This window comes from Campylobacter sp. CN_NE2, assembly GCF_027797465.1.
Taxonomy (GTDB): Bacteria; Campylobacterota; Campylobacteria; order Campylobacterales; family Campylobacteraceae; genus Campylobacter_B.
The window spans coordinates 12,794-31,966 of record NZ_CP115608.1; the positions used below are offsets into that span (position 1 = coordinate 12,794).

The following is a 19,173-nucleotide window of genomic DNA, read 5'->3' on the forward strand; positions in this document are numbered from 1 at the left end:
TTTTCAAAACAAACAAAGAATTTAAATTTACAAATTTTCTAGTTTGGAAATTTGTAAATTTAGATAATGAAATTCTTTGTTTGACTTAAAAACTAATAAAAATTTTTCAATTTCTTTATCTGGCAATTAAAATCAAATTTTCTTCAAAAATTATTAGAAATTTATCAAATTTTTTGTAATATTACATTTTTCAAGGAGAAATTTTGCAAGCATTAGCACTCAAATATAGACCAAAAAATTATAACGAACTTATCGGGCAAGATACTATCGCCAAAAGCCTTACTCATGCGTTAAATTCGGGGCGTTTAAGTCATGCTTATCTTTTTAGCGGACTTCGCGGTAGCGGTAAGACTTCAAGTGCTAGAATTTTTGCAAAAGCCCTTTTGTGCGAAAAGGGACCTACGGGAAATCCTTGCGAAGAGTGTGCAAGTTGCATTATGGCAAATGAAGGTCGCCATATCGACATTATCGAAATGGACGCCGCTAGTCATCGTAAAATCGACGATATTCGTGAGCTTATCGAGCAGACGAAGTATTCTCCTGCGAGTGCGAGATTTAAAATTTTCATCATCGATGAAGTTCATATGCTTACAAAAGAGGCTTCAAATGCCCTTTTAAAGACACTTGAAGAGCCACCTAGCTATGTCAAATTTATCCTAGCTACGACTGACCCTTTAAAGCTTCCTGTTACCGTGCTATCTCGCACACAGCATTTTCGCTTTAAGCCGATTCCAAAAAACGCCGTCGTGGCGCATTTGGAGCGAATTTTAAATAACGAAAATATAAAATATCAAAAAGAAGCGCTTGAAATTTTGGCTCGTTCAGGTAGCGGTTCGCTAAGAGACACGCTTACTTTGCTAGATCAGGCTATCATTTATAGCGGCGAGAGCGTAAGTGCAAGTGCTGTTGCCGATATGCTGGGGCTCCTTGATCCCGATAAAATCGATGAAATTTTAAAAGTTGTTTTAGAGCAAGACCGAACTAAGGCAATTAAGATTGTTAAAGAGATTGAAAATTATAGTGCCGAGACCATAATCGACGAGATTATCGCAAATTTAAAAGATGAATTTTTCCCAAGTGAAAGCGATGAGAGTAGAGAAAAAAGGGTAAAAAATAATTTTAATACTTTAATGTATGAGCGATTTTTTAGAATTTTAAGCGAAGCAAAGGGAATGCTAGGCGTTAGCGCAGATAACGGATTTACGCTATCTATGATGATTTTTATGATGATGGAAGCAGTAAATTTACGCAGTATAGATGAGCTAATCGAAGTTTCTAAAACGATAAATTCGCCATCAAACCAGTCGGTGGCTGACGGAAATTTGAGTAAAAATTTAACTTCTGTGCCAAGTCCAAATTCGCAAAATCAAGCAAAAAATTTATCAAATTCTAGTGCAAATTTGCAAAATTCGGCTTTAAATTCGCAAGGCAATCAAACTCCAAGCTATGAGCTATTTTTGGAAAAAATTTATGATAGAGATTATGATTTGGGCGAGAGATTTAAAAAATGCGTTGAATTTATCAAATTTGAAGATGATACTTTGCATTTGCTTTCAAATGCCAAAGATAACGATAAAATCGCACTTCGCAACGCTTCAAAAGCCATAATGGCGGTTGTGCGAAAGGTTTTTGGAAATGCCGCGACAATCAAAATGCAAAGTGGCGATGATATAAAAAAAAATGATGAAAATTTAGAAAATTCGGCAAATTCGAATTTGCAAAATTCAGTAAATTCGACGAATTCGATAAATTCAGCAAATTTGAATTCGTCAAATTCGACGAATTCGCAAAATTCTCAAAATAGCGTTAGTAATGAAAGCAATAAATTTTTAAATTATGTCAAAAATGATAACAAAGAAGAGCAAATAAGCAAAACTCTTAGAGCCGTAAAAGCGCTTGAAAACACCATATCTAACGGCACTTCAAATACAAATGATAGTTTGGTTAGGGAGCTTGATAGGCTTTTTGGAGCGCACAAAAAAATAAGCGAATAATTAACAAATTTAAAAGCAAGTTTTATGTAGAATTTGACGAAAATTTTATTTAAAAAAAGGTAAAAAATGCGAGGTTATAAAATCTTTTCCGGCACTGCAAATCCTGAATTTGCAAAGAAAATTTCAAAATATTTGTCGCTTCCTTTATCGGAATGTGCGATTAAAACTTTTAGCGACGGCGAAATCAGCGTCCAAGTAGGCGAAAGCGTTAGGGGCAAAGATGTTTTTATTATCCAGCCGACCTGTGCTCCTGCAAATTCGAATTTAATGGAACTTTTGATTTTAAGTGACGCGCTAAAACGAAGTTCGGCTAGTAGTATAACGGCGATAATTCCGTATTTTGGCTATGCTAGGCAAGATCGCAAAGCAGCTCCAAGAGTGCCGATAACTGCAAAGCTTGTGGCAAATATGATCCAAGCAGCAGGCATTGACCGTGTTGTTACTATGGATTTACACGCAGGGCAAATTCAGGGATTTTTCGATATTCCTGTGGATAACCTTTACGGCTCTATCGTATTTCCTGAGTATTTAAAAACTAAAAATCTTAAAAATCCTATCATCGCTAGTCCAGATGTAGGCGGTGTGGCACGAGCTAGAAGCTTTGCTAAAAAGCTTGGTCTTGATATGGTAATAGTCGATAAACGCCGAGAAGAAGCCAACAAAAGCGAAGTTATGAATATCATCGGCGATGTAAATGGCAAAGATGTCGTTTTAATCGACGATATGATTGACACTGCTGGAACCATCGTAAAAGCTGCCGAAGCGTTTAAAAACAACGGCGCAAACAGCGTTATGGCGTATTGCACGCATGCTGTGCTTAGCGGTCCTGCTTATGAACGCATAGCAACAGGTGCGATCGATGAGCTAGTCGTAACAGATACTATCCCGCTAAAAGAAGAAAACGAGCATATTAAGGTCATTAGCGTGGCGCCGCTTTTTGGGGAAGTTATACGCAGGGTTTATCACGATGAGAGTGTAAATAGCTTGTTTGATATTAAATAAAGTTTGCAAATTTTTGTAAATTGAATTCAGCCTAGCTTTCGCACAAAACTCGCAACGATAGACGCAATAAGTCTTATCTTATGCTAGTTTTGTGCGAAATCGTCGGCATTTGATTACCAAATTTAAGTTGAATTGTTTTTGAAATTCTAAATTTCTCTCCATTGTCATTGCGAGTTTTTTCTGCGAAAAAACGAAGCAATCGCCAAAGCGTAAATTCGCACAACAGCTCAATCAAAAAAAATTAAAAACCAAAATTTTCTCGTAAAATCAAATTTAAAGCCCAAATTCAAAGCAAAATTTGCTCTCGTTTATCTTTTGTTATTCCTAATTTATTACAATTTCGAAACTCTAATTTGTAAAGGATATTAAATGAGAAAAATTATTTACTCAGTTGCAACTCTTGCTTTTTTGTGCGGTAGCGTAAATGCAGCCGAATACGCACTTGATAAAGCTCACTCAAATGTTGGCTTTAAAATCAAACACATGGGCGTTAGCACGACTAACGGCAAATTTAAAGAATTTGACGGCGTTATCGACGCTGAGGGCGAAAAACTAAACAAACTAACCGGTGTTATAAAAACTGCTTCTGTCGATACAGCCAACGAAATGCGCGATAAGCACCTAAGTGCGCCTGATTTTTTTGATAGCGATAAATTTCCTGAGATGAAATTTGAGATGAGCGAATTTAAAGGTGATAAAGTCATCGGAAATTTAACTATAAAAGATGTTACAAAAGCGGTCGAATTCGATTATGATTTTGGCGGTGTTCAAGCAGATCAAAAAGGCAAAGAGCATATCGGTTTTAGCTTAGAAGGCAAAATCAAAAGAAGCGACTTTAACTTTGCTCCAAATAGCTCTACTGCAATGCTTGGCGATGAAATTAAAATTTCAATCGACATTGAAGCTATAAAATAAATTAAAATTTATGATGAAAAATTTGCACGAATTTTTACCAAATTTGTGCAAATTTATACTCTTTTTCTGTTTTTTTATAAAATTTGTCTAAATCTATATTATTTTTCTATACACAAATTTGCAAAAATTTTCTAAATTTTTTGGTTGTAGGATACAAAAAAAAAAAACAAAAAATAAAATTTTTTCAAAATTGTGTTACAAAAAAGTGACAAATTTTTAATAAAATAAAATTTGCATTTAAAAATTTCATATAAAAAACGAGAAAATTTAGGCATAAAAAAACCGACACCACCAAAGGTAATGTCGGTTATAGTGATATGAAAGATTCCTATTGGAAAGCTTCGTAAATATCTTCTAGGATAAATAATTTTTCATCAACCATACCCTTATAAAATGGTTCAAAAGTTTTTGTATATTCATCATGAAAATAGCCTTTATCTGCCAAGTCCAAAATCTTTTCATCTATGATATGGATTAGATCGCTATTTCCTTTTTGAGTAGCAACACAATCAAACAAAACTTGTCCTATTCTTGGGATACCTATTTCAAAATCATCATGTAGCAATGGAACAGTTGCAACATTAACGATATTGTGCATATATGCATCGCCCTGACCTTCAAGCAAAGCATCCATACACTCTCTATTGCTATGACAATAAACAATTTGACCTAAATTTGGATTTTTCTTTGCCCATACATCAGAGTTACTATCAGGGATAACAAGTAGTTTTTTACCATTTAAATCAGCGACTTTATGGATAGCTGCTGATTTTGGAGAAACTGTCGCAAGTGTAACTGAAAGATAAGGGATAGAAAAGTCCATTTCTTTGGCTCTGGCTGATGTTCTAGCCCAGTTATCTATAAGCAAATCAACTCTATTTTCAGTAACTGCTTTTGCGCGCTCTGCTGTCTTTATAGCGATAAATTCGACTCTACCGCCGTCACCTAAAATAGCTCTTGCAAGTTCTTTCGCTAAATCAACTTCAAAGCCTTCGAATTCGCCGTCTCTATTGATTCTGCTAAATGGTGCAGAGTGATCTGCAACGCCAATCCTTATGGTGTTTGCGCTTTTGATTTGATCTAGCGTATTTGCACATGAAAATGTCAAAGCCGCACTCATCAATAAACCTAATGCTTTTTTCATCTTTAACTCCTTTAAAAATAAAAATATTTGATAAAATGCTACTACTAAAAAATAAATAAAAGTTAAATAATATCTAGTATTTCAATATAATTTATTTAATTTATATATATTAAGTAAATTTCATATATTTATGGCAATTTAATTGAATTTATGGCAATATTTTACGAATTTTATCAAATTTTAGGATTTTTACTTGAATAATATTAGAAATTTTAGCATTATAGCTCACATAGATCACGGAAAAAGCACGCTTGCAGATAGGCTTATTAGCGAGTGCAAGGCGATTGAAGATCGCCAAATGAGCTCACAAATCATGGACACAATGGATATAGAAAAAGAACGCGGAATCACCATAAAAGCACAATCCGTTCGCCTTGAATATGAATATCAAGGGCAAAAATATATTTTAAATTTAATCGACACTCCCGGACATGTGGATTTTAGCTATGAAGTTTCTCGCTCACTAGCTAGTTGCGAAGGTGCGATTTTGGTCGTAGATGCGAGTCAAGGCGTGCAGGCTCAAACCATCGCAAATGTCTATATCGCACTTGAAAACAATCTCGAAATAATCCCCGTGCTAAATAAAATCGATCTTCCGGCTGCTGATCCTAAGAGAGTAAAAGATGAAATCGAGCATATCATCGGGCTTGATTGCAGTGAAGCTATCGAAGTTAGCGCAAAAACAGGACAAGGAATAAAAGAGCTAATCGAAACAATTATCCAAAAAATCCCAGCCCCTAAAACAGACAATGAAAAACCGCTAAAAGCTTTGATTTATGATAGTTGGTTTGATAGTTATTTGGGAGCTCTCGCATTAGTGCGGATTTATGACGGAAAAATTTGCAAAAATGACGAAGTTTTAGTAATGGGAACGGGTGGAAAGCACCAAGTGCTAGATCTCATGTATCCAAACCCCTTAGCGCCTATAAAAACAAAGCAAATTTCAAGCGGAGAAGTCGGCATTGTCGTTTTGGGCTTAAAAACGCTTGGAGATGTCGCTGTCGGCGATACTATCACGCTTGTTAAAAATAAAGCCGACGAGCCAATAGGCGGATTTGAAAAGGCAAAACCATTTGTTTTTGCCGGGATTTACCCTGTGGAAACCGATAAATTTGAAGAACTTCGCGACGCCCTTGATAAACTTCGCTTAAATGATAGCTCACTAAGCTACGAGCCTGAGACTTCACTTGCACTTGGATTTGGCTTTCGTGTGGGGTTTTTGGGGCTTTTGCACATGGAAGTGGTTAAAGAACGCTTAGAGCGAGAGTTTAATCTCGATTTAATAGCCACAGCTCCAACCGTAACCTATGAAGTCTATCAAACTGACGGAAAAATGGTGCAAATTCACAACCCAAGCGAACTTCCGCCTGTGCAGAAAATCGATTATATAAAAGAGCCGTATGTCAAAGCGACAATCATAAGCCCGAGCGAATTTTTAGGAAATTTGATAAATTTGCTAAACAATCGTCGCGGAATCCAGACAAAAATGGACTATATCACGCCTGAGCGGGTTTTGCTCGAATACGATATTCCCACAAATGAAATCATAATGGACTTTTATGACAAACTAAAAAGCGGCACAAAAGGCTATGCGAGTTTTGATTATGAGCCAAGCGATTATCGAGTGGGCGATTTGATTAAGCTTGACATTAAAGTCGCAGGCGAAACCGTCGATGCGCTCTCTATCATCGTCCCACAAGACAAAGCTCTTGCAAAAGGCAGGGACTTGGTAAAAGCGATGAAAGAGATCGTCCCTAGACAGCTTTTTGAGGTCGCAATCCAAGCTAGTATCGGAAACAAAGTAATCGCAAGAGAAAATGTCAAATCTATGGGCAAAAATGTAACCGCAAAATGCTACGGCGGCGATATAACGAGAAAGCGAAAGCTACTTGAAAAGCAAAAAGAAGGCAAAAAACGCATGAAAGCTATCGGTAAGGTAAATTTGCCAAGCGAAGCGTTTTTAAGTGTGTTAAAGATTGATTAAATTTGATAAAAAGGTTGCAAGATGATTTTTATAGATGCGTGTTTGAAAAAACCGACACCTTATACGCCTGTGTGGATGATGAGACAGGCAGGGCGTTATCTGCCAGAATACATGGCAGTGCGAAAAAGCGTGGGCGGGTTTTTGGAGCTTTGCAAGGACTTTCGCAAGGCTAGTGAGGTTACAATCCAGCCTGTGGAGATTTTAGGCGTCGATGCGGCGATTTTATTTAGCGATATTTTGGTTGTTCCGCTTGAAATGGGGCTTGATTTGGAATTTGTCGCAGGCGAGGGTCCAAAATTTAAAAATCCTTTGAAAAATTTGGAAGATTTAAAGGCTTTAAGTCCCGAAAAAGCCGTGAAAAATCTGCAATATGTCTATGATACGGTTGCACTAACAAGGCAGAATTTAAGCGATGATAAGGCGCTAATTGGCTTTTGTGGTTCGCCTTGGACGGTGGCGACATATATGATCGAAGGCGGCACGACTAAAACTTATGCGATTTGCAAAAAAATGGCGTATTCTAACCCTGAGCTTTTGCACGAGATTTTGCGAAGCGTAACCGAAGCGACCAAACTTTACCTTGAAAACCAAATCAAAAACGGCGTAAATGCCGTGCAAATTTTTGATAGCTGGGCGAGTGCATTAGAAGAAAGCGCATTTTTCGAGTTTAGCTGGAAGTATATTTTAGAAATTTGCGACTATTTAAAGGCGAAATTTCCGCAAGTGCCGATTATTGTTTTTCCAAAAGGCATTAGCGGATATTTGGATAAGATTAGCGGTAATTTCGATGTTTTTGGCGTGGATTGGAGCACTCCGATAGAGTTAGCTGCACAGAAGCTTGGCGAGAAATACACGCTTCAAGGAAATATGGAGCCAACCCGCCTTTATGATAAAGGAGCCATAAAATCAGGTGTTTCGCAGATTTTGGAAGTTATGAAAAATCGCCCGCACATTTTCAATTTGGGGCATGGAATTTTGCCTGATATTCCTGTGGAAAATGCGAAATATTTCATAAATTTAGTGCATGAAATGAGCGCGAGATAATGAAATACATTTTCGGTCCCATAAGTTCGCGCCGTTTTGGGCAGAGCCTTGGGATTGATTTAAGTCCAAATTCGAAGCAATGCAACTTCAACTGCGCATATTGCGAGTTAAAAGCGAAAAAGCCTATTTCTCAAATGAGCGAGATTTGCGATATTTCGCCCGTGCTTGATGAGCTTAAAACTGCGCTAGATAAATTTAAAAATACCCAAGTCATCACGCTTACGGCTAATGGCGAACCTAGTCTTCACCCTAAATTTGGCGAACTTGTAAGCGAAATTAAGGCTTTAAAACTGCCTCAAAAACTGCTAGTTTTATCAAATTCGAGCAGAATTTCGCAAAATTACGAAGCATTTTTGAAATGCGATATTTGCAAATTTTCCCTTGATAGCGTGGTTAGTGAAACTTTTAAAAAAATCGATAATCCGCATAGTAGTGTGAATTTGGACGAAATTATCTCAAATTTGATTAAATTTAGCTCTGAATTTAGGGGTGAATTAGTTATTGAAATTTTGGTTGTTGCTGGTCTTAATGATACTGCCAGCGAATTTGAAACTCTAAATTCGGTGCTTGAAAAAATAAATCCCACTCGCATTGATTTAGGCACGATTGATCGTCCGCCTGCGTTTAAAAACGCTAAGCCAGTAAGTTACGAGAGGCTAGAATTTTTAAGCAAATTTTTGAAAAATCAAAGCGTAAATATAGTCGCAAAACCAAAATACGATAGCGAAAAGCTCGATTTTAGCGAAGATGAAATTCTATCTATGCTAGTTCGCCGTCCCCAAAGCCTAAACGATGTAGAAGCCAAATTTAGCGAACTTTCCAAAGCAAATTTAGCAAATTTGCTAAATTTAGGAAAAATCACCCTAAAAGACGGATTTTATAAAGTTTTATAATAAAGGTTAAATTTGCAAAATCAGATTTTAGAAGACGAACCAAAGTTAATTTATAGATTGGATACAAGAAATTGGATATATGTGCCTTTGGAATTGATTGGACTAGGAATTCCATTTATGATTGCTATGTTGGCAACTTTTTATGGAACAGATTTTATAACTCGCTGTGGTGGATTTTTATTTGCTTTATTCTTTTCACATTGGTTATATTATATTTTGCTTTTTGATTATATTGAAATTTATGAAGATAGAATTGAATATGAAAGTTTGCTCGGAATAAAACAAATAATTTATAAAAAAGATTTCTTATGTACACATTGCGTATCTTCTGCGATTGGAAGTGCAGTATCATTTTATAAGCATAATAGATTTTATAATAAATTTGTTCCGTATTTTATGGTAACAGGATTGTCTATTAAAAAAAGTACTGAATTAGAAAATAAAGTTTTTGAAATGAGAATATCAAAATTTTAATGATAATTTTGCTTATGCAAAATTCTCGCAATGGCAAATTAGGCAAATTTTGTTTAGTATCGTATGGTGAGCGTTTTGCCCACCATAATGGTTACACAAATAATTAAAATGATAAATTTAATAAATGTAAAATTTGGTGGGCAGGGATGCCCACACTACGGTTTTTACTCAAATTTACAATTTCTGCGAATTATCCTTCTTAAAATACGCAAAAAACGCTAACAAAATCAGCACTAACCCCAAAATCCACACCACAGCCGGAACTGGCACTCGCTCTCCTGCTGCGTAAGAGTGCATACCGCTTAGATAATAATTCACGCCAAAATATGTCATCACAACGCTTGAAAATGCAAATACAGAAGCTACGGCAAAGGCGTATTGATCGTTTAGTTTCGGTATAAATCTAAAATGCACAACCGCAGCATAAACCAAAATCGTAACCAAAGCCCAAGTCTCTTTTGGATCCCAGCCCCAGTATCGCCCCCAGCTCTCGTTCGCCCAAACACCGCCTAAAAAGTTTCCGACCGTTAGCAGACAAAGCCCCAAAATCATCGACATTTCGTTAATATGCGTTGCTTCTTTTATGTTGCGTGAAAATTCGGCATTTTTCTTTGGGTTTTGAAAAATAAATAAAATCAAAGTAAAAATTCCAAGCAACCAGCAAAGCCCTAAAAATCCGTAACTTGCCGTAATAACGCTAACATGGATTGTAAGCCAGTATGATTTAAGAACCGGTTGGATATTAGTAATTTGCGGATCCATACCGCTTAAAAATGCCACAAATAGCGTAATTCCTGCCATTATAGAAGTAAGCGCCAAAGAAATAGCCGATTTTTTAGAAAAAATCATACCGCTAAGCGATAACGCCCAAGCGATATAAACCATCGACTCGTATGAATTCGACCATGGCGCATGACCTGAAATATACCAACGAATAATAAGCCCTATGGTATGAAGCACAAAAGCTATAAAATTTACGATATAAACAGCCTTAAATGCACCCGAAATTTGCGTTTTTGGGCTCATCATACGCACAAAAACAAAAGCTAGTAAAAATAGCCCTGCCAAAATATAAACAGGAATTAAGCGAGTAAAAATTTTAAAATTATTAAAAAACACTTCAAATTTAATCGCCGTATCGGTCGGCATAATCTCTTTTGCGTGAGCTAGTTGATACTCTTTTAGCTCACGAAGTGCCGAATTTGCGCTCTCCCAGTCGCCTGTTTTTTGTGCATTTACTACGCTATCAAAATATTTATTTAAAATTCCAAGTGCTTTTTCTTTCTCGTCTCCACTAAAATACATATTAGCACCAACATAAGAAAACCACTCGTTATTTTGCGAATTTAGCTTTGGTATGACACGGAAAAATTCGCCCACAAACGACATATAAAAGATATTTACTCGCTCATCGACTTTTAAAATCTCTTTATCTAAGACACCACGATTTCCAAGCGGTTTGCGATTTATCTCTTCGACCATTTTCGTAAGTTTATAGTGTGGTGTCCCATCTTCGCCAGTTTCGAAAAAATCTGCCATTTTAGCGTGAGTTTTATTTTCGGCAATGCCTAAAATTTTCTTTAACTCTTTTTCGCTTACTTTTATGATTTCAGCACTCTTCCAAAACTCAGGATTTGCCATAAAAGATAGCATTACGGCGTTGTGATTTAGCCCTTGAAAATTTTCTTTGCGATAAATTTTGCTTAAAAGTTCGCGTGAGACGGTATCAAACGGCTCCATACGCCCGTCAAAACCCTGTATAACAAGCGTTTTAAGCTCATTTATGTGAGATTTGTCGATTTGTGGTAAATTGTCGGCTTTTAGCGAATTTGGAGTGAAAATTCCTATCAAAAAAGCTAAAAATAGCGCAGTAACCACGCCTTTTGATTTTTTAGATTTTTTATTTTTTTTCTTTGGTTGTGGGTTTTCGTTTTGCGAATTTTCGCTATTAGAATTTGAATTTGGCAAATTCTCGTTTTTTGAATTTTGTGTTTTTGAATTTTGCGAATTTGGCATAGAATTCTCTCTTTTCGTGCTTTCATTTATCAAATTTGATAGTTTTATAAACCTTGAATTTGGGTTGAAAAAGTTAAATAACATACCCAAAATCAAAAGCCCATACCCGATATATGTAGGCATTTTACCCGGATCCCTATTTACCGATAAAATCGTGCCTTTTTCGTCTGTATCATACGAGCTTTGGAAAAAGCGATAACCCGCCCAGTCAAGCACATGGTTCATATAAATTTCATAATCAAAACTTTTTTCGCCGTCTATGACGCTGACTTCGCTACTATAACCTGAGGGCGAATTTGAGCCCGGATAGCGATCAAGTTTGAAATCTTTTAGCTTCATCTCAAAAGGAAGCGTTACACTTTTTGGCGCCCACGCTACAACAAAATTTTCTCCGCCAACGCTAAAATTCTCGCCGCTTCGACCATATATAAGATAAACTTCTTTTTCTTCGCCGTTGTAGCTTAAATTCGCTAAAATCGCCTCTTCGCCGCGAGTATCTTTTGGAAGCTCTGTAAAGCCCTTAACTGCGGATTTCAAAAGCGAAACAGGGGCAAAATTTAAATCTTCAAAACTATAAAGCCCCAACTCGCTAAGCTCTATGTCGGTGTTTTTTTCTAAAACCGATTTACTCATATCAGCCATTTTTGTTTGCGTGATTTCTAAATTTGTATTTAGATAAAATTTGCCGTCTTTTAGCTTGATATAGATGAATTTTGGCTGTTTTGGCATAGTATTAAAAGCAAAATCAAAGTCGCCGATTTCGATATTTTCGCCTTGTTTTAGCGAAATGTTTCGTTTGTGTTGGCTATTTGAAAACAAAAACTCGACTCGCGGTTCGCCGTTTTCGCCTTCAACCCAGTTCATACCGCCGTTTGCGACGCTTTTTGTATATTTTAAATTTGCACTCTTGCCTTTATAAGGAAGCGAGATGTCAAAATTTGTTTTGCCCGTTAGCGAAAGGTAGTTTTTCTCACTAGCGCTTACGAATTCGCCCTTTTCATCGTGGGCAACAAGCTGGATATAAAAATCTCTTGTCGAAACCAAATTTGAGCTTTCGTTTTCTCTAATGTGAATATTTCCTTCAAAGCCGAAATATCGCGTCAAAATCGCACCCAAAAGGATAAATAAAAAGCTAAAATGGAATAAAAACGCAGGAAGTTTTTTGATTTTAATAAGATTGTATTTTACTATGTTGTAAGCCAAATTTATGCCCAAAAGCACCATTATAGCGCCAAACCAAAGTGTGTTATAAACCATCGCCCAAGCAACTTCGGTGCTATAAACTGTTTCTATTATCGTTGCGACGGCGCAAGCTACGGCAAATACTAGTAGCCAAAACGACGCAGCACCAATGCTTAAAAAGTATTTCATTTTCGTCCTTTAAATTTTTAAAATTAACCGAGTGATTTTACAATATAAAGACTTTTTATTAGCTAAAAATTTTTTAAACTGCGTTATTTTGTGTGTTTGTTACTTTAAAATTTAAATTTGCAAATTTCATTTCCATTGTCATTGCGAGAATTTGCGTAGCAAAACAGGCGAAGCGTTTTTTTGCGAAGCAAAAATATTTCCTTGAAAATCGTCGGCATACGCAGTTTAAATTTAAGTTGAATTTTTTTGAAATTTAGTTGATTTGCTAGAAAATATTCAAGACAGGATAGGCGTAGTAAGGCGCAAATTTATGCAGTTTCAAGCGAAGTTACCTGTGGCGGTAATGAGCGATGAAACTGCATAAATTTGCGCCTTAATCCGTTCAAGTCTGGGGAATTAAAAGCTAGGCTGATTTCTAAATAGAATTTAATACCTAAATTCGCAAACACTTCCCACTGCTTGATTACACGCTATGGCTGAAACTGAGTTATTCGGTGAGCCATCAATTAGCCTGTCAGAATAAGCTAGATAAATTATCGTTTTTTCCTTTTCGTCAAACATACGCACGACATGGGTCTTTTTAAACAAAATCGAGCTTTTTTTCTTAAAAATGTCCTCTTTTTCAAGTTTTTCTTTTATGATGATTTTTGGTGCAGTCTGAACGCACCAAACAGAAGCATCAGATGTATCTTCTTCGACACCCACGATTTCCTTTGCGCCGCCTTTTTTGGCATACGATACATAGCAGCTAATGCCGTCTATTTTAGGGTCTTTAACAGAAATGACTTCAATGCGGTCGTTTTTGCCTAGCAACCGCCACGAAGTCGGCACAGAATCGATGACTTCATAATCATCGCCAAATGCAAAAATGGCAAAAACGAAAGCCAAAAATATTTTTTTCATAGTTTTTCCTTTAAATTTTTTCGTAATTTTATCATTTATTTAGCCGTTAGTGGTAAAATAACAAGATTTTTTATAAAAAAGGTAAATTTTTATGATACAAAATATTTTCAGAGAATACGATATTCGCGGAATTTTTGGAAGCGAATTAAACGAGACTAGCGTTAAAGCAATCGGCTTTGAGCTTGGCAAAGAAATAGCAAACAGGGGCTTAAAAAAAGTTAGCGTAGGTTATGATGCAAGACTTAGTGCAAATTCGCTTTTTGAGAGCTTTGTGAGCGGATTAAATCACGCAAATTTGCAAGTTTTTAATATCGGGCTTTTACCAACGCCGATTGGCTATTTTAGCGTATTTACAAACAAATTTGACGCAAACATTATGATAACAGGCTCTCACAATCCAAAAGAATACAACGGCTTTAAAATCACGCTTGGCACGGATAGTTTTTTTGGGAAAGATTTGCAAAATTTAGGTAAAAAAGTGACTAAATTTATAAATTCTGGCGAAAAAATTCCTACAAATGCAAAGGTTGAGAATTTCGATATTTTAAGCGATTATTTAAACTTTTTTGAAAAAGAATTTGCAAATTTGAAAGATTTTGATTTTCCTTTTGTGATAGATTGCGCTAACGGAGCTGCCGGCGTTAGTGCAACGCAAATTTGCAAAAGACTAAATTTAAAGGCAAAAATCCTTTACCCACAGCCTGACGGTAACTTCCCAAACCATCACCCAGACCCTAGCGAAGAAAAAAATCTAGCTGATCTTAAAAACGAAATGGCAAAAAACGGCTATAAAATCGGCTTTGGTTTTGACGGAGATGCCGATAGAATAGCAGTTTTAACGCCAAATCATAACATAAAAGGCGACGAACTGGCATGTTTATTGGCTCTAAATATGAAAAATCCGCGAATTTTAGGCGAAGTAAAATGCTCGCAAGCTATGTATGATACGATAAATAAAATCGGTAAAAGCTTTATGGGAAAAACGGGGCATTCAAACATAAAAAAAGCGATGAAAGAGCTAGGAATCGACCTTGCAGCCGAAGTTAGCGGTCATATTTTCTTTAAAGAGCGATATTTTGGCTTTGATGATGGCGTGTATGCGATGATGAGAGTGCTTGAACTAGTTAAGCTTGGTTTTGATTTGGAAGCCGAACTTGCCAAACTACCGAAGTTTTACAGCACTGATGAGATTAAATTTAAAACGGGCGAAGAAGAGAAATTTGAGATTATAGAAAAATTAAAAATGCAAATTTCAAACGGAATTGCAAATTTACCAAAAATCGTTGATATTATCGATATTGATGGCGTTAGAGTGAGATTTGATGACGGCTGGGCTTTGGTAAGAGCTAGTAATACAACGCCTGTAATAGTAACTAGATTTGAAGCAAAGACGCCTGAATTTAGGGATTTGCTCCAAGCTGAATTCTTAAAAATTTTAAATGAAATCGCAGGAAAATAAAATGGAAAAAAGCCAAATCGTAAAAGAAAATATAGAAAAACTGCTTGATAACAGAGCCGAATTTTACGCACTTTTTGATGAAAAAATTCCAAAATTTGGTGATACCGATGTTTTTGATTTTAAAAATGCAAAAGATTGCGATATTAAAGAAATTTATGAAAAATTTCACAAATACGACTATGCGATTCGAAAACTTTTGCCGTATCTTTATGAAGCGTATGGGGTGAAATTTAATGTCTGAAATCACGCTAGATAGGGAAGCTTACAAGCATAATATAAACCAAATCGCCGCTAAAATCGGCGGTATAGAAAAAATTTGCCTAATCGCAAAAGATAACTCCTACGGGCATGGTGCAAGGCTGATTTGCGAATTTGCTAAAACTCTTGGCATAAAAAAAGGTGTGGTTCGCACACTTGATGAAGCGATTGAGATTGCTGAATTTTTTGATGAAGTGCTGATTTTATCGCATATTCCAAATGGGGACGAAGATGAGCGATTTGTTTATGCTATAAATGATATTTCAAATTTTAAAACGCTAAAAAAAGGCTTGAAAATTCATATTGCTGTTGATACCTTGATGCACCGAAACGGCATAGGCACAGATGAGCTTGAAAATGCCCTAAATTTGGCAAAATCAGGCGAATTTAAGCTGAAAGGTTTTTACACGCATTTTCGCAAAGCCGATGAATTTGGAAGCGATTTTTTCACGCAAAGGCAAAATTTTAGCGAATTTAAGAAAATCGCCAAAGAAAAATGTAAAGAATTTGGCTTTGAAAATATCGTTTTCCACTCTTGCAACTCCGCTGCTATCGAGCGAAGCGCTGAATTTGATGATGAGTTTGTGCGAGTTGGCATAGCTCAGTTTGGTTACGCTCAGTTTGATGATAGCCTAAATTTAAAGCCTGTTTTAAAGCTTTATGCCGATAAAATCAGCTCTCGCATTTTAAAAAAAGGCGAGAGAGTAGGTTATGGTGCTAAATTTGAAGCACCAAATGATATGAAAATCGCAACTTATGATTTAGGATATGCTGACGGCATTTTTCGCTACAACGGCGAGAGCGAGTTAATGGTGGCAAATGGAGCAAAAATGCTTGGCAAAATGTCGATGGATAGCTTCGTTTGCGAAGATTTTGGCGAAAAAATTTGCGTCATCGACAACGCAAAAGAGTGGGCGAAATTTTTTAATACGATTGAATACGAAATTTTAGTAAAATTACATGAAAAAATCCAAAGAAGGTGGGTCTAATGGAAGAGTTAGAAAACAAAAATTCACAAAATGGCGGTGGCGTAGAATACGACCGAAACTATGAAAGTTCGCCAAAAAGCGAGAAAAAAGGCAGTTTTGGTTGGCTTAAAGTTGTTGGAATTTTGGTGGCGATTGCCGTTGTTTTTGGTTTTATCGCCGTGCCGACATACAACAAGCTCGTTAAAATGGACGAAGATGTAAATGCGGCGTGGGCGCAGGTGCAAAATCAATACAAACGAAGGGCTGATTTGATCCCAAATTTCGTTGAAACCGTCAAAGGCTATGCAAGTCATGAAAGAGAAACTCTTGAAGGCGTGATAAACGCCCGTGCAAAGGCAACTAGCGTAAATGTCGATGCCAACACGGCTCCGCAAACTATGGAAGCCCTACAACAATTTAACGAAGCACAAACCGGGCTAAATTCGGCACTTTCTCGCCTTATGCTTGTGGTTGAACGCTACCCTGAACTAAAAGCAAACGAAAATTTCACGCAACTTCAAACACAGCTTGAAGGCACTGAAAATCGCATTGCTGTGGCTAGAAAAGACTATATCGGCGTGGTGCAAGAGTATAACAAAGTCATCAGGGTTTTTCCGACAAATATCATCGCAAAACTTGTCGGTATGGGCGGAAGTAAGCCGGTTTTTGCAGCCAGTGAAGCTGAACAAGCTGCCCCGCAAGTTTCGTTTAAATAAAAAATGATAGAGCAAATTTACAAAACTAGCATAACGAAGACTATAACGGAAGCCGAAAAACGCTCAAATGCCGAATTTATCTGCGTTTTGAGTAACGAAGCTATTGATTATGCTCCGCTTTCGTGGAGCGTGGCAGCAACACTAGCTTTTATAACGGGAGCCGTGCTTATGTTTTTTCCGCAAATCGGCAAAATAACGGCATTTGAAATCGTGGTTTTGGTATTTTTGCTCTTTAAATTTCTATTTTATAAATTTCCAAAATTTTTGGAATTTATGCTTCCAAAGATGATGAAATTTAGGCTAACTTATGATTTTGCGTTTAGCAAATTTGAACTTTTCGGATACGATAAATGCGATGATACGGTTATGTTTTGCGTTTGCGTAAATGAAAAAATCGCTCACATAATCTGTGGAAAAAATATCGCAGAAGTTATACCAAATAGCGAATTTTTAGACATCATAAACGAATTTTGCCAAAGCGTAAATTCGCAAAATTTAGGGCAAGTTTTAGAAAATTCGGTTAAAAATTTATGCGAGTTAGTGGTCGAAAAAGTCGCTAAAACAGCCGATGACAAAGACGACATTAAAGAAAAATTTGTGGAGATAAAATGAAAAGAATTTTGCTTTTTTTAATGCTTTGTTTTTGTTTTAGTGACGCAAAAATCAGCGATTATTTAGCCCAGCCAAATAATTGTGCCGTCATCGATGAAGCTGGAATTTTACGCCCGCAAATAGAAGAAGCGTTAAATGATTTGCTTATCAAATTTGATGAAAACTCTACAAATCAAATCTCGGTTGTAAGTGTTAAATCGCTTGGCGGTTATGAAATCGAAGAGTTTGCTAACGAACAGGCTAGATTTTTGGCTTTGGGACAAAAAAAGTATGACAACGGCGTTTTGCTTCTCGTCGCTCCAAACGAACGCAAAGTACGCATAGAAGTTGGTTATGGGCTTGAAGGCGTTTTAACTGACGGCATAGCAAAGCGGATAATTGATTATAAAATTCTGCCGCATTTTAGGGCAGGGGACTACGAAAGTGGCGTTGTTAGCGGGGTGCTTAGCATTTTGGATTTTATCGAAAACGGCGATTTGAAATTTGAAAAAATCGCCAAAAATGACGAAGAGGCCGACATTGGCTTTATTATTTTTATGATATTCTTTTTCATTATTTTGTATATGATGAGCAGGGATAATAGATCTTACAGGGCACGAAACAGCGACGACACTATAATTTTGGGCGATATAGCAAGTGAAATTTTGCGAAATTCTATGCGTTCGGGCGGTGGATTTGGCGGTGGATTTTCTCACGGTGGTGGCTTTGGCGGCGGATTTAGCGGTGGGGGCGGAGGCTTTGGCGGAGGCGGAGCTAGCGGAAGCTGGTAGTTAGCTTTTTTCTGCCTTGAATTCAGCCTAGCTTTTAATTCCCCATACCTGACGGATTAAATTAAAAAATTTCACGCTTCCTTCGCTCACACACGACAAAGTGTGCTACGCTAGGAAGCGTAAAATTTTTTAAATTACTACGCCCGCTCTGTCTTGAATATTTTTAGCGAATTAAACAAATTTGCAAAATAGTATCGTAGGGTGGGTATCCTTGCCTACCAAAAAATTTGGGAAATTTATTATGCTTAGTGATGATATTATTAAATTTATTAGTGATTTTTCTGGGATTAAATGCCAAAAAATCACGGCAACTACGACACTTTTAGAGGATTTGAGAATTGACGGCGAAGATGCCGAAAATTTAATGTTAAAGTATTCGAAAAAATTTAGTGTTGATTTATCGGAATTTGTATTTAACAGATATTTTAATAATGAATTTCCAAATTCAATTTTTGACATATTTAAAAAATCAAATTTAGAGCCGATTTTTGTAGATGATTTGATAATTTCGGCAGAATTTGGGCGTTGGGTTAAAAATAAATCATAAAATTACTAATTGATACATTGCAAATTTTGAATTTCGTTTTTTTTTTTTTTTGCTATAATGCTTAAAATTTCGCGGTGCAGGTTTTAAAAAATTGCGTTAGCGA

Annotated in this window: 18 protein-coding genes; 14 read left to right on the forward strand and 4 right to left on the reverse strand. The window is 36.5% G+C overall.

Translation table 11 applies throughout. The annotated features are described in order from the left end of the window. Positions 1-203: 203 nt before the first annotated feature. Both PF028_RS00090 and PF028_RS00095 read left to right on the forward strand, forming a co-directional pair. Entirely contained in the window at positions 204-1,994 is a 1,791-nt protein-coding gene (locus PF028_RS00090) for a DNA polymerase III subunit gamma/tau (RefSeq protein ID WP_270860636.1), read from the forward strand. 66 nt (positions 1,995-2,060) lie between these two features. Continuing rightward, positions 2,061-2,996 (forward strand): ribose-phosphate pyrophosphokinase, encoded by a 936-nt coding sequence (locus PF028_RS00095; protein ID WP_270860637.1) that lies wholly within the window; start codon positions 2,061-2,063, stop codon positions 2,994-2,996. Positions 2,997-3,069: 73 nt separating this feature from the next. On the opposite strand, the gene PF028_RS00100 is transcribed toward PF028_RS00095, so the two are convergent. Continuing rightward, positions 3,070-3,231 carry a hypothetical protein gene (locus PF028_RS00100; protein WP_270876332.1) on the reverse strand — a complete coding sequence of 54 codons (162 nt, stop codon included), beginning with the start codon at positions 3,229-3,231 and terminating at the stop codon, positions 3,070-3,072. Between the two features lie 134 nt (positions 3,232-3,365). Here PF028_RS00100 and PF028_RS00105 point away from each other — a divergent pair, with 134 nt between their 5' ends. Further along, the gene (locus tag PF028_RS00105; protein WP_270860638.1) at positions 3,366-3,911 is read left to right on the forward strand and encodes a YceI family protein; all 546 of its coding nucleotides are present in this window, start codon (positions 3,366-3,368) and stop codon (positions 3,909-3,911) included. A 328-nt stretch (positions 3,912-4,239) separates the two neighbouring features. Here the strand turns inward: PF028_RS00105 and PF028_RS00110 are convergent, their stop codons facing one another. Next, positions 4,240-5,055, reverse strand: coding sequence for a transporter substrate-binding domain-containing protein (locus PF028_RS00110; protein WP_270860639.1), 816 nt, complete (start codon positions 5,053-5,055; stop codon positions 4,240-4,242). 193 nt (positions 5,056-5,248) lie between these two features. On the opposite strand from PF028_RS00110, the gene lepA reads away from it, so the two are divergent. Genes lepA through PF028_RS00130 form a run of 4 tightly spaced genes read left to right on the forward strand, consistent with a single transcriptional unit; the run spans position 5,249 to position 9,450 of the window. After that, positions 5,249-7,039 carry a translation elongation factor 4 gene (gene lepA, locus PF028_RS00115; RefSeq protein WP_270860640.1) on the forward strand — a complete coding sequence of 597 codons (1,791 nt, stop codon included), beginning with the start codon at positions 5,249-5,251 and terminating at the stop codon, positions 7,037-7,039. Between the two features lie 21 nt (positions 7,040-7,060). Next, positions 7,061-8,083, forward strand: coding sequence for a uroporphyrinogen decarboxylase (gene hemE, locus PF028_RS00120; RefSeq protein WP_270860641.1), 1,023 nt, complete (start codon positions 7,061-7,063; stop codon positions 8,081-8,083). Next, the gene (locus PF028_RS00125; protein WP_270860642.1) at positions 8,083-8,976 is read left to right on the forward strand and encodes a radical SAM protein; all 894 of its coding nucleotides are present in this window, start codon (positions 8,083-8,085) and stop codon (positions 8,974-8,976) included. The genes hemE and PF028_RS00125 overlap by 1 nt, the downstream gene beginning before the upstream one ends. Before the next feature lie 12 nt (positions 8,977-8,988). Then, positions 8,989-9,450 (forward strand): hypothetical protein, encoded by a 462-nt coding sequence (locus PF028_RS00130; RefSeq protein ID WP_270860643.1) that lies wholly within the window; start codon positions 8,989-8,991, stop codon positions 9,448-9,450. 174 nt (positions 9,451-9,624) lie between these two features. Here the strand turns inward: PF028_RS00130 and ccsA are convergent, their stop codons facing one another. Together ccsA and PF028_RS00140 are read right to left on the reverse strand one after the other, a co-directional pair. Further along, positions 9,625-12,837 (reverse strand): cytochrome c biogenesis protein, encoded by a 3,213-nt coding sequence (ccsA, locus tag PF028_RS00135; RefSeq protein ID WP_270860644.1) that lies wholly within the window; start codon positions 12,835-12,837, stop codon positions 9,625-9,627. A 426-nt stretch (positions 12,838-13,263) separates the two neighbouring features. After that, a complete protein-coding gene (locus tag PF028_RS00140; protein WP_270860646.1) occupies positions 13,264-13,740 on the reverse strand; it encodes a CreA family protein in 477 nt (158 codons plus the stop codon). Between the two features lie 91 nt (positions 13,741-13,831). Between PF028_RS00140 and PF028_RS00145 the strand changes: the two genes are divergently transcribed. The 7 genes from PF028_RS00145 to PF028_RS00175 all read left to right on the forward strand — a co-directional run bounded on the left by PF028_RS00145 (position 13,832) and on the right by PF028_RS00175 (position 19,070). Next, on the forward strand, positions 13,832-15,199 hold the full coding sequence (locus tag PF028_RS00145; protein WP_270860647.1) for a phosphomannomutase/phosphoglucomutase: 1,368 nt from the start codon (positions 13,832-13,834) through the stop codon (positions 15,197-15,199). Position 15,200: 1 nt separating this feature from the next. Then, entirely contained in the window at positions 15,201-15,440 is a 240-nt protein-coding gene (gene cmeU, locus PF028_RS00150; protein ID WP_270860648.1) for a CmeU family protein, read from the forward strand. Next, positions 15,433-16,446, forward strand: coding sequence for an alanine racemase (locus tag PF028_RS00155; protein WP_270860649.1), 1,014 nt, complete (start codon positions 15,433-15,435; stop codon positions 16,444-16,446). The genes cmeU and PF028_RS00155 overlap by 8 nt, the downstream gene beginning before the upstream one ends. Then, positions 16,446-17,141, forward strand: a complete 696-nt coding sequence (locus tag PF028_RS00160) for a LemA family protein (protein ID WP_270860650.1) — start codon at positions 16,446-16,448, stop codon at positions 17,139-17,141. Before PF028_RS00155 ends, PF028_RS00160 begins: the two co-directional genes overlap by 1 nt. A 3-nt stretch (positions 17,142-17,144) precedes the next feature. Continuing rightward, positions 17,145-17,753 carry a hypothetical protein gene (locus PF028_RS00165; RefSeq protein WP_270860651.1) on the forward strand — a complete coding sequence of 203 codons (609 nt, stop codon included), beginning with the start codon at positions 17,145-17,147 and terminating at the stop codon, positions 17,751-17,753. Beyond that, on the forward strand, positions 17,750-18,523 hold the full coding sequence (locus PF028_RS00170) for a TPM domain-containing protein (RefSeq protein WP_270860652.1): 774 nt from the start codon (positions 17,750-17,752) through the stop codon (positions 18,521-18,523). The genes PF028_RS00165 and PF028_RS00170 overlap by 4 nt, the downstream gene beginning before the upstream one ends. Before the next feature lie 241 nt (positions 18,524-18,764). Further along, positions 18,765-19,070 (forward strand): DUF1493 family protein, encoded by a 306-nt coding sequence (locus tag PF028_RS00175; protein WP_270860653.1) that lies wholly within the window; start codon positions 18,765-18,767, stop codon positions 19,068-19,070. Positions 19,071-19,173 lie beyond the last annotated feature (103 nt).